The following is a 14,852-nucleotide window of genomic DNA, read 5'->3' as shown; positions in this document are numbered from 1 at the left end:
CGAGGTGGTTCTGGGGGGGGGGCGGCGGGGCACCGACAACATAACAACCCCCCCTCAAACCAGGGGGCTTTCCCTGACCCCCGCGGGTCCTTTGTGGGGTCCCCTTAGGACAAAAAGTGTCCTAAGGGGACCCCTCATGACATCCGGAGGTGGGCGCGGACGCGGGTGAAGCGAGACTCCCAAGCCGCGCGGACGTCCGGAGCGGCGGCGTGAGCGGTGAACAGGTCGGGTGCGGGAGCCTGAAGCGGCACCGGCAGGCGTCCATCCACAGGGGACAGTGAATCGGCGCAGACGTCCGCCGTCAGCAAGGACATCGTGCCCAGTCCGCAGGCGAAGTCCAAAGTGGGCAGTGCGCCCGCGAGCGCCAGTCCGGCGGCGAGCCCGACGCTCGTCTCGACGGCGGAGGACACCACGCACGGCAGACCGCAGGCTTCGGCGACCTCCAGCGCGCGCCGGACCCCGCCCAGCGGCGCGACCTTCAGCACGGCGATGTCGGCCGCTCCGGCCACGGCCACCTTGAGCGGGTCCTCGGCCCGGCGGATCGATTCGTCCGCGGCGATCCGGACGCCGACCCGGCGCCGGACGTCGGCCAGTTCTTCGATCGACGGGCACGGCTGCTCGGCGTATTCGAGCCCGCCCGCCGCGCGGTCCAGTTCGCCGATGGCCTTGACCGCGGTGTCGACGTCCCAGGCCATGTTCGCGTCGACGCGGACCGCGCCGCCGGGGCCCAGCGCCGCCCGCACCGCCTCCACCCGCGCGCAGTCCTCGGCGAGGCTCACCCGGGGGTCGGCGACCTTGACCTTCGCCGTGCGGCAGCCCGACGCGGACACGAGTTCGTACGCCTTCTCCGGGGACACCACCGGGACGGTCGCGTTCACCTCGACGCTCTCCCGCACCGGCGACGGCCACCCGCGTTCGCTCGCCTCCAGCGCGGACGCGAGCCACGGCGCGCTTTCGGCGTCCGAGTAGTCGGAGAACGGGCAGAATTCGCCCCAGCCGGCTTCGCCGCGCACCAGCAGTCCTTCACGGACCGTGATGCCGCGGAAGCGCGTGCGCAAGGGGATCGAGTAGACGTCCATCGACACCGATCATGCCACCGGTGGAATCACGTGCCGTTTCCTCCGATTCCGGACAGAATGAGCGGCGTGGCGCTCGACTTTCGCGTGCTGGGACCCACCGAGGTCACGGCGGACGGGTTGCCGGTGCCCTTGGGCGGCAGCAGGCCGCTCATCGTGCTGGCGGGCTTGTTGCTGCGCGCGAACAAGGTCGTGTCGGTCGAGGAGCTGGGCCGCTGGCTGTGGCCGGACGACCAGCGGCGGTCCAAAGGCGCCCTGCAGACCTACATCCTGCGGGTCCGCCGGGCGCTCGGCGACGAGGTCGCCCTCCGTACCGAACGCGGCGGCTACCTGCTCGAACTCGACGAGAGCCTGCTCGACCTGGCCCGTTTCCGCGCGCTCGCCGCGGCGGGAGCGCAGGCCGCGGCGGACGGCGACCCGCGTCAGGCGGCCGATCGGTTCGCCGCCGCGCTGTCCGAATGGCGAGGCCCGGCGCTGCAGAACGTCCACTCCGAAGCGCTGCTTCGGGACGAAGCCGACCAGCTGAGCGAGGAGCGACTACGCGTGCGCGAGCAGTGGGCGGACGCGCTCATCGCCCTCGGCGACCACGCCACCGTCATCCCCCAGCTGACCAGGCTGTGCCGGGAGAACCCGCTGCGAGAGCGCCTGCACGAGCAGCTCATGCTCGCGCTCTACCGCTCCGGCAGACAGGCCGAGGCGTTGGCCGTCTACCGCCGGATCGGCGCTGTGCTGGCCGAGGAACTCGGCCTGGACCCGGGCGCGTCGCTCCAGCGGGCGCACCAGGCGATCCTGACCGGCGAAGAGTCCGTCGAGACCACATTGGACTCCGAGCTGACGCGGTACCGGCTCGGCACCGAACCGCTGATTCCGCGTCAGCTTCCCGCGGACCTCCGGGTGTTCTCCGGCCGCCAGCGCGATCTCAAGGCTCTGCACGGACTCGTCCCGGAAGCGCTGGACACCGAACGGTCGACGTCCATCGCGTCGATCGAGGGCATGGGCGGCATCGGCAAGACGACCCTCGCCGTCCATTTCGCGCACGAGGTCGGCGAACGCTTCCCCGGCGGGCAGGTGTACCTCAACCTGCGCGGATACGGTCCGGGAGAGCCCGTCGAAACCGCGACCGCGCTCGAGACCATGCTCGTTTCCGTCGGCGTCCCCGCCGATCGGATCCCCGCCGACGTCGACGGGCGCGCGGCCACCTGGCGCAGTCACAGCGCCGGCCGCCGGATGCTGATCCTGCTCGACAACGCCGCGAGCACCGAGCAGATCCGGCCGCTGCTGCCCGGCCCGGGTTGCCTGGTGCTGGTGACCAGCCGCTGGCAGTTGCAGGCGCTCGTGGCGACCCACGGTGCGCGGCGGGTGGCGCTGGAGGAACTGCCGGAAGAGGACGCGATCGCGCTCGTCGCTTCGACGATCGGGCTGGACAGGGTCACCGAGGATCCCGAGGCCACCGAACGGTTCGTCCGGTACTGCGGCGGGCTGCCGCTGGCCATCCGGATCCTCGCGGTGCGGGCGGCGCAGTTCCCGGATCTCCCGCTGCGGGAGTTCGTCCGGTTGCTGGAAGCCGAACAGGACAGGCTGGATTCGTTCGACCTCGCCGACGGCGACGAGACGAACATCCGGGCCGTCTTCTCGTACTCGTACCGGGCGCTCGACGAACGGGCCGCGCGGATGCTGCGGCTGCTCGGCCTGCCCACCGGTGGCGACTTCAGCGTGCCCGCCGCCGCGGCGGTGGCGGGGGTCGACATCGCCGAAGCACACGCGGACCTGGCGAAGTTGGCCTCCGCGCACCTGATCGCGCGGTCCAGACCAGGCCGGTACCAGTTCCACGACCTCATCCGCGCGTACGCGGCCGAGCTTTCGGCGAAGGTCGACGGGCCCGAGGCACGGTCGGGGGTGCTGGACAGGCTGCTCCACGCGTCGCTGGCCTCCGCGCTGAACGCGTCGAGGCTCCTGCGTTCGGACCGGCACTACCGGCTCGTCGAGCCCGAGCGGTTCGACGGCGCGGGGCTGAAGTTCGGGCACTACGAACAGGCGCTGGACTGGTTCGACGAGGAGGCGGGGAACCTCATCGCCGCGGTGAACATCGCCTACCGGGAGCGGCGGCACCGGGAGTGCTGGCAGCTGGCGTGGCTGCTCCAGTCGTACTTCATCGTGCGGGCCCGGCTGGAGGATTGGCGTTCGGTGTTCGGCGTGGCGCTCCGCGCGGCCCGCGACCTGGGAGACCGCTCGGGCGAGGCCGCCATCCTCAGCGGGCTCGGCGTGGCCTGCGGCGTCGCCCGCCAGTACGAGGACAGCATCGTCTACCTCAAGCAGGTCGTCGAACTGCAACGACAGGTCGGGGACCGGCAAGGGGAGGCGCGGGCGCTCTACAACCTCACGCTGGCCAGCCAGGATCCCGACACCGGATGGGAATACGGGACGCGCGCGTTGCGGCTCATCCGGGAGTCCAACGTCGGCGCGGGCATGGAGGCCAGCGCGCTGCAGGCCCTCGGTGACATCTGTACCCAAGCCGGCCGCTTCGAGCAGGCGCTGGACTTCGCCGACCAGGCCCTGGCGCTGGAGGCGCACGCGCTCCCCGACGAAGCCCGTTTCACCTTGCACACCAAGGGGACCGCGCTGGTCGGGCTCGGCCGCCACGACGAGGGCATCGCCTGTATGAAGCGGGCCGTCGAGATGTTCTTCGCCCACGGCGAGCTCTACGAGGCGGCCGACGTGCTGGCCCAGCTCGGCGGAATCCATCTGCGGTTCGGCGATCCCTCGTCGGCGCGGGACTGCTGGCTGCGTTCGGTGCGGGTGCTGACCGAGCTCGCGCATCCGGACGCCGAGGACGTCCGCACGAAGCTCGCGTCGCTCGTCGGCGAAACGGTCAAGCCGAACAGGCTTGAGTGAGGCACGGGCGCCCGGCGTGCCGACCCCCAGTCGCAGCACGCGAGTACGCCCGTGACCTCGCGCGCTACTTAACAGGACACCGCTCACTGTGCGCTGACTGTGCAGCTCGCGCGGTTCACGCCAGGAGTTTCGCGAGGGCGATCGCGTTCTTCGGGGCCTCGACTTCGACGTCGTTGTCGAAGTAGACGTACGTGTCGCGACGCCAGCCTTCGATCTTGCGAGCCCACTGCTTGAGTGCCTTTTCGCCGTAGCCGCTGACGTACAGCTCCTCGGCGCCGTGCAGGCGGACGTACGCGAAGTCCTCGCTCGTCATCTCGTCGACGAACGGGAACTTCCCGGCGGTGTCGGCGACCACGAGCGCGATGCCGTGCTTCCGGAACAGTTCGAGGCTTTCGCGTTCGGCGAAGCTCGGATGCCGGACTTCGACGGCGTGCCGGAGCTTCCGGCGAGGCTTCGCGTCGGTGTGCGGTTCGGCCTTCAGCTTGTCGTCGTGCCCACCCGCGAGCTTGGCGGCGGCGTGACTGGTGCGCGGGAGGAGCTCGAAGAACGCCTCGACGCGCTCTGCGTCGAACGCCAGCCGCGGCGGCAGTTGCCAAAGGATCGGCCCCAGTTTCCGGCCGAGCGCCAGCACCCCGGAGGCGAAGAAGTTCGCCAGCGGCGTCTCGACGTCGCGCAGTCGCTTCTGATGCGTGATGAAGCGGCCGCCCTTGACGGCGAAGACGAAGTCATCCGGTGTCTCTTCGGCCCACGCCCGGTACCGCTCGGGCCGTTGCAGGGAGTAGAACGAGCCGTTGAGCTCGACCGAGTTCATCCGGCCCGCCAGGTATTCCAGCTCGCGCCGCTGCACCAGCCCGCGGGGATAGAAGTCCCCGCGCCAGGACGGGTAGCGCCAGCCCGAAGTGCCGATCCTCAGCTCCGCGACGTCGATCACCGCCTTCCGATGCCCTGATTCCCCCTCTCCTTCCGGCGCAAACGCCCACTCACGCCCACGAGAACCGCCACCGGCGGGTCTGGACCAGGCTGGCGGCGAACTCGCGCAGGTTGCCCGGCTGACCGGCGAACTCGGGCAGGCAGAACGAGCGGTGCTCGGCGGCGACGGTGAGCGCCCGGCCCTGGGTGCGCGGCGGCGCGGCCACCGACAACTCCATCGAGTCGAAGCCCAAAACCGTGAGCGTGGCACCGAAGCGGTCTTCCCAGCTGCGCAGGACGGCGGACAGCTCGTGGACCTGGTCGGTCGCCTTGATCATGCCCGTCCAGCCGAGGATCGCCGGGATGTCGGCGGGCCGCTCCGTCTGCACCAGCGCGAGCCGGTGCTGTCCGCGCGCGGCCAGGATCGACCCGGTGTTGCCCGCCTCGGCCAGCGGATCCGCGCGGCGCGCCGGACGACGCGCGAGGCCGGGGAACTTCGCGCCGAACGGGCGCAGGCAGGCGCCGTCGCAGCACGACGTGTCCCACCAGCGGGCCAGCACCTCGCCCGGGTCCACCGAGGCGATCCGGTGATCGGCGGGGGCGAGCCTGCCACGGTCGTCGATCCAGTCCTCGCCGTTGGCCGCGAACCGCTGGTCGTGCGGGATGAGCACCGGCCACAGCCCGGACCGGTCGAACTCGGCGACACAGCCGGTGTAGCGCTCCGGCCTGGCCAAAGGCAGGTCGGACACCCAGATCCGGCCGTGCCAGCGGCCGGGAGGCAAGGTCTGGACGGGCGGCGTACCCGGGCGGAACGGTGCGATCGTCATCGGCTTCCCCTCGAACTGGTGTTCGGTCAACTCTACCCGAACACTAGTTCGAAGCACCGACAGTTTTCGATACCCCGTTTGCGGGATCTCGTGGCCGTCGCCCCACTCGCCTCTGGTGTCACAGCGACCCCAGTGGCACCGTCCACAGTGGACGCTGTTCGACGTCGTGAAGGCTCGCTTCACGTAATTTTCGAGGGTTGCGATGTCTCCGATGTGGCATTGGGGGCGCTCGATGTCCCCAATGCCACATCGGAGACATCACGGTGTCGCTTCCGGGCAAGTGACGCGGCACGGTGGTCTGGCCGCGAACACCTCGCGACACCGAACCTGCGCGAGGGTGACGGCTCAGCGGGTGCCGGGATCGACGCGTTTAGTCCTCTGGATTCGGTACTTGCGCGCGCAAAGACCGCATTCAGAGGACTAAATGCGGTGGGTCACATCGGGCGCAGCAGGTCGTCCGCGTCCACGATCCGGTACGCGTAGCCCTGTTCGGCCAGGAACCGTTGCCGGTGCGCCGCGTACTCCGTGTCGACGGTGTCCCGCGAGACGACCGAGTAGAAGTGCGCCTGCCGTCCGTCGCCCTTGGGCCGCAACAGCCGTCCGAGCCGCTGAGCCTCCTCCTGCCGCGAGCCGAACGTCCCGGAGATCTGGATCGCGACCGAGGCCTCCGGCAGGTCGATCGAGAAGTTGGCGACCTTCGAAACGACGAGCGTCCTGATCTCGCCGCGCCGGAACGCGTCGAACAGTTCCTCGCGTTCCTTGTTCCGCGTCGCGCCCTGGATCACCGGCGCGTCCAGTTCGTCGCCGATCATCTCCAGCTGGTCGAGGTAGGCCCCGATGACCAGGGTCGGCTCGCCGGGATGCCGGTCCACCAGCGATTTGATCACCTTGGTCTTGGTGTCCGCGGTCGCCGCCAGTTTGTACCGCTCCTCGGCCTCGGCCGTCGCGTACGCGAGCCTTTCCGCGTCGGTCAGCGTCACCCGGACCTCGGTGCATTCCGCCGGCGCGATCCAGCCCTGCGCCTCGATGTCCCGCCACGGGACGTCGTACCGCTTCGGGCCGATCAGCGAGAACACGTCACCTTCGCGACCGTCCTCGCGCACGAGGGTCGCCGTCAGCCCCAGCCGCCGCCGCGATTGCAGGTCCGCGGTCATCCGGAACACCGGCGCGGGCAGCAGGTGGACCTCGTCGTAGACGACCAGGCCCCAGTCCCGCGAGTCGAACAGGTCCAGGTGCCTGTACTCGCCCTTGGTCTTGCGCGTGACCACCTGGTACGTCGCGATGGTGACCGGCCGGATCTCCTTCTTCTCCCCGGAGTACTCGCCGATCTCCTCTTCGGTGAGCGAGGTCCGCGCGATCAGCTCGCGCTTCCACTGCCGTCCGGCGACCGTGTTGGTCACCAGGATCAACGTCGTCGCCTTCGCGTGCGCCATGGCCGCCGCGCCGACGAGGGTCTTGCCCGCGCCACAGGGCAGCACGACGACGCCGGACCCGCCCGCCCAGAACGCCTCCGCGGCCTTGCGCTGGTAGTCGCGCAGCTCCCAGTCGTCCTCGGCGAGGTCGATCGGGTGTGCCTCGCCGTCGACGTAACCGGCGAGGTCTTCGGCGGGCCAGCCGACCTTCAGCAGCGCCTGCTTGAGCCGTCCGCGTTCGGACGGATGCACGATGACGGTGTCCTCGTCGATCCGCGCGCCCAGCATCGGGCTGATCTTCTTGTGTCGGAGGATCTCCTCCAGCACCGCGCGGTCGATGGTCGACATGACCAGGCCGTGCGCCGGGTGGTTGGCGATCTGGAGCCGGCCGAACCGGCCCATCGTGTCCACGATGTCGATGAGCAGCGGCTGGGGCACGGGGAACCGCGAGTACGTCGTCAGCGCGTCGACGACCTGTTCGGCGTCGTGGCCGGCGGCGCGGGCGTTCCACAACGCCAGCGGCGTGATCCGGTAGGTGTGGACGTGCTCGGGCGCGCGTTCCAGCTCGGCGAACGGCGCGATGGCGATCCGCGCGTCGTCGGCCTGGCTGTTGTCGACCTCGAGCAGGACGGTCTTGTCGGACTGGACGATCAGCGGGCCATCGGTCACATCCTCCTTTATACGTTCCGGCCACACCGGCTCCCGTCGCGGCACCGCTGGTGGAAGGATGTGCGGAAGGTGACTGGAGGGGACCTTGACGACTACACCGACCGGCGGGATGCCCGAGTACGACCCGTTCAACGCGCCCGCGCCGCTGCCCGCGATGGCGGACACCGGGATGCCGACGCCGTTCCCGAAGCCGCCGCGGATCAGCGTGCTGGCCAAGGTGTCCATCGTCTTCGGCGTCATCGCCGCGCTGGGCCTGGGGAGCCTGGTCGCCTGGGGGATCTCGCAGTCCGGCAAGTTCGCCAGGGTCGAGGCGGGCAAGTGCCTGTACCTGACCGACGAGGCGGGTGGCGGCCAGAGCTACACGACCACCAGCTGCTCGTCGAACCGGGCGACCTTCCGCATCGACGAGGTGCGCACCGGCTCGTCGGAATGCCGCGATTCGGACTACGTCCAGTTCGAGCTGTACGGGAGTTCGTCCAGCAAGAGGGCCGAGAAGACGCTCTGCCTCGCGCTGAACGTCGAGACCGGGGACTGTCTGCGCGACGTCGTGCACGAGACGCGGATCGCGAAGGTCCGCTGCACCGACATCAGCGCGGAGGCCCGGGCAGTGGTGACGCGGGGATCGTCGGAGAGCGCCTGTTCGTCGGACGACACCGCGCTGCACTACACGGGGCCGCCCGAGCGCACCGTGTGCCTGAGGCCGACCGGCGAAAACATTTAAGAGCGCGGCACCATCGCTTGGACGTCCAGCCGGGCGCCGAGCATGCCGGAGTTGTGCATCAGGTCGGCGACCCGCTGCAGCCGGATGCCGTTGAGGGACACCGGGTAACTCCCGAGCGAGATCAGTGACGCCGTGGTCCGGTCGATGTCGGAGAACGACGGCAGCGCGTCGCGGACGGTGACCGGGTCGGCGGCCCGCACCTGTGCTTCGCCGAGCACTTCCCGGAAGACCGCGAGCGTGCGGGCGTTGCCCTGGCCGAAGCCCCCGGTCGAAACGTAGGACGACATCGGGAAGTCCAGTGTCGCGCCGCGAGCGCCGTCGGCGAGGATGCTCGCCCCGAGTTCCTTCTCGGCCCTGGTGATGTACGGCTCGACCATCCACGCGGCGTCGACCTCGCCCGCCTGGAGCGCCTGCGGCATCCGGTCGAACGGGTGCTGCTTGAACTGGATCCGGTTCACGTCGACGCCCGCGGTGCCGAGGACCGACCTGGCCGCGAGCACACCGACGTCGTCGAGCATGTTCACCGCGATCTTCGGCGATTTCTTGAGCGTCGGCTCGGTGTATTCGGAGCCGGGGAGTGTGACGAGCGCCATGGTGTTGCGGCCGGCGGTGTAGGCCTCGCCCTGCAACTGCAGCGCCGTCCCGGCCGCGGCGGCGCGGAAGATGGAGACGTCGCTGGCGAACGCCAAGTCGATCTCGCCCGCGGAAAGCTTGCCGATCGCCTGGTCGGTGGGGACGTCGACGAGGGTGACGGAAAGGCCGGCGGCGGTGAACTTCCCCGCGGCGACGGCGACCCTCAAGGGCGCCGTGTCGATGGGGCTTCCGACACCGATGCGAAGTTCCGTCCGTTCGAGTGGCGCGTCGGTGCTTGCGTCACCACGGGAAAACACTCCGCAACCGGTCGTCGCCAGCAGAGCCGCTACCAGCGGAATCGCCAAGACGCGCATCTTCGTCACCGCTCACCTACCGAGAGAATGTGCTCCTCCTTCTGGATCGTATGGTCCGGGCCCCATACGATCGCGTGCGGGAGACGCCGGATTGCGCGGCTTTCGATCGTTCTCGAACCTTGTTACTCTACAGTAGGTTCGGGCTCTCGTCCCCGATATCAGCCATGGGAAAGGGTCCCGTGGTGGGAAAAGGAAACCAGGTGGCCCGTCGCGACAAGCGTCCCCGTGGGGGCGACGCGGCGGAACGGCACCCTCGCGTCGGTGGACGCTGGCGGCTGCGGAACTGGCACCTGCGTACCAAACTCTTCGTGGTGGTCCTGATTCCCGCGCTCGCGGTGGTCGCCCTCGTCGGGCTCCGGGTCGACTCGGATCTGCGGGATGCCCGGCAGCTGGCCGAATTCGCCACCCGTGGCCGGGTCGACAGCACCGTCGCCGAGGCCGTGCACCAGCTTCAGCGCGAACGGGACCTCACTGTCCGGTTCGTCGCGGGCGATCGCAAGGGCGACGTGTCCGAATTGATCGAACAGCGCAAGCGTGTCGACGAAGCCATCGGCACCTTCGACCGCACGCTCGGCGAAAGCAAGAGCAGGCTCGGCGACAAGGCCGCGACCAGTCTCCAGCTGACCAGCGACCGGCTGCGCGTGCTGACCGGACTGCGGTTTTCCGCGGAACACTCGGCTTTTCCCGCCGACGCGGTGCTGCGCTCCTACAGCGAACTGATCTCCGGCCTGCTCGACATCAGCGACTCGACCGCCGCCGACGTCTCCGACCCGGACCTGGGGAAGCTCCGTCTCGCGGGCAACGCGCTCGCGCGGGTCAAGGATCAGATGTCGGTCAAACGCGCGATCCTGGCGGCCGCGCTCGCCCAGGGCGGCCTCAACCGGGACCGGACCCGCGCGCTGCTCGGCGCGGAGGCCGAACTCGCCGCCGCCCGCAACGACTACCGCACCTTCGCGACTCCCGAACAGCAGCGGATGTACGACGACACGGTCATCGGCCTGATCGTCGACATCGGCAACGACATGGTGGAGTCGGCGCTCATCCGCGCCGAGAACGACCAGGGGCTCGGCGGCCTGGACGCGAACCAGTGGGACACCTCGGCCACCTACACGGTCAATCTGGCCCACCAGGTGCAGCAGGCGCTGCTCGTGCAGCTGCAAGAACGTACGGACACCCTTGCGGCGCAAGCGAGAACCTCCGCGATCTGGGACGGCGGCATCGTGCTCGGTGTCCTGGTGGTCGCGGGAGTGCTCTCCGTGATCATCGCGCGTTCGCTGCTGCGGCCGCTGCGGATCCTGCGCCGCAGCGCGCTCCAGGTCGCCGAGCACCAGCTTCCGGCGGCGGTCGAAGGCCTGCTCAGCGATCCCGAGCCGCAGCCGGAAAACCTGCGGCGAAGGCTGGCCGTCGCACCGGTCCCGGTGTTCAGCCGCGAGGAGCTCGGCCAGGTGGCGCGGGCGTTCGACGCGGTGCACGGCGAGGCCGTCCGGCTCGCCGGGGAACAGGCCATGTTGCGGGAGAACATCAACGCGATGTTCGTGAACCTGTCGCAGCGGAGCCAGGATCTCGTCGAGCGCCAGCTTTCCGTGCTGGACCGCATGGAGGCCGACGAACAGGATCCCGACACCCTCGCCGGGCTCTTCGAGCTCGACCACCTCGCGACGCGGATGCGGCGCAACAGCGAGAACCTGCTGGTGCTGTCGGGAACCGACGTCGTCCGCGAGGACGGCGGTTCCGTCGTCGCCGACGAGATCATCGGTGCCGCGCTGTCGGAGGTCGAGCACTACCAGCGCATCGAACTCGGTGCGGCGCCGCGGATCGCGGTGCGCGGCGAGGCGGTCAACGACCTCGTGCACGTGGTGTCCGAGTTGCTGGAGAACGCGACCCGCTATTCGGACCGGAGCACGATGGTCCAGGTCGAGGGGCACGAGACCGAACGCGGCGAATGGCAGATCGAGATCACCGACCACGGCGCCGGGATGCCGCAGGCGGAGATCGACCGGACCAACACGCGGCTGGCGAACCCGCCGGACGTCGACGTCGAGGTCTCCCGGCGGATGGGCCTGTTCGTGGTCGCGACGCTGGCCGTCCGGCACCGGATCGACGTCCGCCTGCGGTCCGCCGACGGCGGCGGGATCACCGCGGTGGTCGTCGTGCCCGCCGGGCTCATCGTCGAAGCGCCCCAAGCGGCCCCGATACCGGAACCCGCGCCCGTCGTCGTCGCGCCCGAGCCGGAGCCCGAACCGCCGCTGGAAGTTCCTCCGCCGGCCGAACCGGACGAGAGCGCCGACGAGTCTCGGTTCGCGCCCGTGCTGGACCCGGGGCCGCTGCGGCGCGCGCCCGTCGTCGAGCGGGAGACCCCGCCGGAGTGGCCTTCGTCGGACGACGACGCCGCCAACCATCTCGAACTGGACTCGCCGACCGAGCGGATGCCGAAGTACCAGAGCGTGCTTTCGCAGTGGTTCGACCACGGCGGCCCGCGTGAAGGACCCTCGCCCGCCGAGCCCGGCCCGCCCTCCTTGCCGTCGTTCGAACCGGTGAAGAGCGCCGTGCCCGAGGAGCCCGCGCAGGATCCGGACGAGCCGACCGAGCCGACGCTGAAGCCACTCGCGCCTCCGGAGCCGAAGGAAAAGGAACCGGAGCCCGCTTGGCCGACGTCCGCCGAGCTGGAACAGGAGGACGGGGCGGAGGAGACCTGGCCGGTGCTGCCCGCCGTCGTCCCCGAGGCCCGGTCGCAGGACGACAGGCCGGAGAAGCCGCTGGGGGAGAGGCCGATACTCTCACTTTCCCCCGAAGCGGTCCGCGAACGGATGACCAGCCTGCAAGGCGGATTCCGGCGCGGTCGCCACGCCAGGGGTGAAGACAACCCCTCGGCTTAGCGAATTGGAAGGTCCATGAGTTCGAAAACCGGCCTGCTGGAAGTGATCGCGCTGACCGCGGCGGACGCGGAGCGCGCACAGGAGGGCGGGGCCGATCGCCTCGAACTGGTCAGCGACATGGCCAGCGACGGTCTTTCGCCGTCGGTCGGGACGCTGCGCGAGGTGCTCGCCGCCACCGATCTCCCGGTGCGGGTCATGGTGCGCGACAACATGTCCTTCGCCGCGGGCGACCTCGACGGGCTGCGCGCGGACGCCGTGCGGCTGCTCGACGCCGGCGCGCGCGAGTTCGTCTTCGGTTTCCTGGACCTGGACAGCGAGATCGACGTCGACGCCTGCGAGACCTTGGTCAAGGAGCTCGACGGTCTGCCGTGGACGTTCCACCGGGCCATCGATCGCGCGCGGGACCCGTTGCGCGCCTACGACCAGCTGGCCGCGCTCGGCTGCGACACGGTGCTCGCGGCCGGGCATCCGCACGGCGTGGCGCACGGCCTTTCGGTCCTGCAGCGGCTCGCCCGGCGTGAAGACGGGCCCCAGCTGCTGGTCGGCGGTGGCCTGCGGGCGCAGCAGGTGCATCTGCTGCGGGCGGGCGGGGTGCGCGCCTTCCACGTGGGCAGCGCGGTCCGGCCCGGCGGCTGGGAGTCCGATGTGGACGTCGCCGCCGTCCGCGAATGGGCGGCCCTGGTCAAGTGAACACCGGGTCAGGTCCAGACCACACACGGTGATATGAGGTTGCATCTTCAACTATCGCCGTCCGACGAGATACCGTGTGCGCCATGGCTACCCGCACCGTACGTGACGCGACCAGGGAACTGCTGCGCGAACTGGGCCTGACCACGGTTTTCGGCAACCCCGGCACGACCGAGATCGCCTTCCTCACGGAATGGCCGGACGACTTCACCTACGTGCTCGCGCTCCACGAGGCGTCCGTCGTCGCGATGGCCGACGGGTACGCCCGCGCCTCGCGACGGCCGGCGCTGGTGAACCTGCACTCCGCGGGCGGCGTCGGCCACGCGCTCGGGCACGTCTTCACCGCCTACCGCAACAACGCCCCGCTGATCATCCTCGCCGGTCAGCAGACCAGGTCATTGCTGCCGGACGACCCGTTCCTCGGCGCGGTCGAGGCGACGAACTTCCCCAAGCCGTACGTGAAGTGGAGCTGTGAGCCCGCCAGGGCCGAGGACGTCCCGGCGGCGCTGGCACGGGCGTATCACATCGCGACGCAGGCGCCCATGGGTCCGGTATTCGTCTCGGTACCCGTGGACGACTGGGACGTCGAGACCTCGAAGCCGATCTTCTCCCGGCCGGCGATCCGCGGCTTCGCGCCCGATCCGTCCGCTGTGGACGAGCTGGTGTCCGCCTTGGACGCCGCCGAGCGCCCGGCGATCGTGGTCGGCCCCGGCATCGACGGCGAGGGCGCCGTGCCGGACGTCGTCGCACTGGCCGAGAAGGTGGGCGCCGGGGTCTGGGCGCCGCCGATGGGCGCGCGCTGCTCCTTCCCCGAGGACCACCCGCAGTTCTTCGGTTTCCTTCAGCCGGAACGGAAAATGCTCGCGAGCGCGCTGGTCGAGCACGACCTCGTGGTCGTCATCGGCGCCCCGGCGTTCACCTATCACGTGTACCGGGGCGAGTCGGAGACCGCGCTGCCGCCGCTGTTCCTGATCAGCGACGACGAGCAGATCCTCGCCAGGGCCGCCGAGGGCACCGGGATCCGGGCCACGCCGAAGCTCGCGATCCGCGCGCTGCTGGACCGCGTGGCGCCGCGGGAAGCGCCGAAAGCGCGCACCCGGCTGGAAAAGCCCGCCGCGACCACACCGATCACGCCAGGCTTCGCCTACGCCACGATCTCGGAAGTCCTGCCGGACGACGCGATCGTCGTCGAAGAGACACCCAGCCACCGCAACGAACTGCACGACCACCTGCCGATCAAGTCCACCGACACCGGCTTCCTCACCGTCGCCAGCGGCACCCTGGGCTACGGCCTCCCTGCCGCCGTCGGCGCCGCGCTGGCCCGCCCGGACCGCAAGGTCGTCGCCATCCTCGGCGACGGGTCGAGCATGTACTGCGTCCAGGCACTGTGGACGGCGGCGCAGCACAACCTGCCGGTGACCTTCGTGATCTTCGACAACTCGGAGTACGCCGCCGTGCGCATCCTCGGCGAGGCGGCCGGTGGCGAGAAGGTGCCGGGCGTCGACCTCGGCGGCATCGATTTCCCCGCGCTGGCGAAGAGTCTGGGCCTGGGGACGTCGGTCGTCGAGAGGGCCGAGGACCTCAAGCCGACGCTGGAAGCCGCGCTGCCGGACGAGCGGCCGCACCTGGTGCACGTCCGCATCGACGCGAACCCGCGCACGCTGTACTGACCGGTACGTCCCGCCTGAGCCCTCACACGCGTGCCATGAAAGGTCCTTTCCTTGCAAAATTTGCAAGGAAAGGACCTTTCATGGCGTTCGTCAGGAGTTCTCGCCAGGCGACCGTCCCTACCTCAGCAACAAGTCCGTGAAGGCCTCCTTGAGGGACCCTAGGTCC

General features: G+C 69.9%; 10 protein-coding genes. 5 read left to right on the top strand and 5 right to left on the bottom strand.

Features of this window, described 5'->3' with window-relative positions; all coding sequences use genetic code 11:
* Nucleotides 1-134 precede the first annotated feature (134 nt).
* Complete coding sequence (locus ACFWMR_RS35930) at nt 135-1,079, bottom strand: o-succinylbenzoate synthase (RefSeq protein ID WP_378381621.1); 945 nt, start codon at nt 1,077-1,079, stop codon at nt 135-137.
* 57 nt (nt 1,080-1,136) lie between these two features.
* Here ACFWMR_RS35930 and ACFWMR_RS35925 point away from each other — a divergent pair, with 57 nt between their 5' ends.
* Nucleotides 1,137-3,968: an AfsR/SARP family transcriptional regulator gene (locus ACFWMR_RS35925; protein ID WP_378381620.1), complete on the top strand. Its 2,832-nt coding sequence runs from the start codon at nt 1,137-1,139 to the stop codon at nt 3,966-3,968.
* Between the two features lie 115 nt (nt 3,969-4,083).
* On the opposite strand, the gene ACFWMR_RS35920 is transcribed toward ACFWMR_RS35925, so the two are convergent.
* The 3 genes from ACFWMR_RS35920 to ACFWMR_RS35910 form a co-directional block, all read right to left on the bottom strand.
* Complete coding sequence (locus ACFWMR_RS35920; RefSeq protein ID WP_378381619.1) at nt 4,084-4,899, bottom strand: DUF72 domain-containing protein; 816 nt, start codon at nt 4,897-4,899, stop codon at nt 4,084-4,086.
* A 49-nt stretch (nt 4,900-4,948) separates the two neighbouring features.
* Nucleotides 4,949-5,704: a DUF4253 domain-containing protein gene (locus ACFWMR_RS35915; protein ID WP_093938693.1), complete on the bottom strand. Its 756-nt coding sequence runs from the start codon at nt 5,702-5,704 to the stop codon at nt 4,949-4,951.
* A 434-nt stretch (nt 5,705-6,138) separates the two neighbouring features.
* Complete coding sequence (locus ACFWMR_RS35910) at nt 6,139-7,785, bottom strand: DNA repair helicase XPB (protein ID WP_378381618.1); 1,647 nt, start codon at nt 7,783-7,785, stop codon at nt 6,139-6,141.
* A gap of 85 nt (nt 7,786-7,870) precedes the next feature.
* Here ACFWMR_RS35910 and ACFWMR_RS35905 point away from each other — a divergent pair, with 85 nt between their 5' ends.
* Nucleotides 7,871-8,506 carry an LppU/SCO3897 family protein gene (locus ACFWMR_RS35905; protein ID WP_378381617.1) on the top strand — a complete coding sequence of 212 codons (636 nt, stop codon included), beginning with the start codon at nt 7,871-7,873 and terminating at the stop codon, nt 8,504-8,506.
* On the opposite strand, the gene ACFWMR_RS35900 is transcribed toward ACFWMR_RS35905, so the two are convergent.
* Entirely contained in the window at nt 8,503-9,462 is a 960-nt protein-coding gene (locus ACFWMR_RS35900; RefSeq protein WP_378381616.1) for an ABC transporter substrate-binding protein, read from the bottom strand. The two genes, ACFWMR_RS35905 and ACFWMR_RS35900, sit on opposite strands and share 4 nt — an antisense overlap.
* Nucleotides 9,463-9,653: 191 nt before the next feature.
* Between ACFWMR_RS35900 and ACFWMR_RS35895 the strand changes: the two genes are divergently transcribed.
* From ACFWMR_RS35895 to mdlC, 3 genes are all read left to right on the top strand, one after another.
* The gene (locus ACFWMR_RS35895; protein WP_378381615.1) at nt 9,654-12,329 is read left to right on the top strand and encodes a sensor histidine kinase; all 2,676 of its coding nucleotides are present in this window, start codon (nt 9,654-9,656) and stop codon (nt 12,327-12,329) included.
* Nucleotides 12,330-12,344: 15 nt separating this feature from the next.
* Entirely contained in the window at nt 12,345-13,019 is a 675-nt protein-coding gene (locus ACFWMR_RS35890) for a copper homeostasis protein CutC (protein ID WP_378276850.1), read from the top strand.
* 83 nt (nt 13,020-13,102) lie between these two features.
* Nucleotides 13,103-14,686: a benzoylformate decarboxylase gene (mdlC, locus tag ACFWMR_RS35885; RefSeq protein ID WP_378381614.1), complete on the top strand. Its 1,584-nt coding sequence runs from the start codon at nt 13,103-13,105 to the stop codon at nt 14,684-14,686.
* Nucleotides 14,687-14,852: the final 166 nt, after the last annotated feature.

The organism is Amycolatopsis thailandensis (assembly GCF_042723255.1).
Classification (GTDB): domain Bacteria; phylum Actinomycetota; class Actinomycetes; order Mycobacteriales; family Pseudonocardiaceae; genus Amycolatopsis; species Amycolatopsis thailandensis.
The sequence above is the reverse complement of the archived record's forward strand: the minus strand, read 5'-3'. Positions and strand labels throughout refer to the sequence as shown.

Coding starts and splice junctions, on each gene's coding strand:
- ACFWMR_RS35930 (WP_378381621.1), bottom strand. CDS start 1,079: ATGGACGTCTACTCGATCCCCTTGCGCACGCGCTTCCGCGGCATCACG.
- ACFWMR_RS35925 (WP_378381620.1), top strand. CDS start 1,137: ATGAGCGGCGTGGCGCTCGACTTTCGCGTGCTGGGACCCACCGAGGTC.
- ACFWMR_RS35915 (WP_093938693.1), bottom strand. CDS start 5,704: ATGACGATCGCACCGTTCCGCCCGGGTACGCCGCCCGTCCAGACCTTG.
- ACFWMR_RS35890 (WP_378276850.1), top strand. CDS start 12,345: ATGAGTTCGAAAACCGGCCTGCTGGAAGTGATCGCGCTGACCGCGGCG.
- mdlC (WP_378381614.1), top strand. CDS start 13,103: ATGGCTACCCGCACCGTACGTGACGCGACCAGGGAACTGCTGCGCGAA.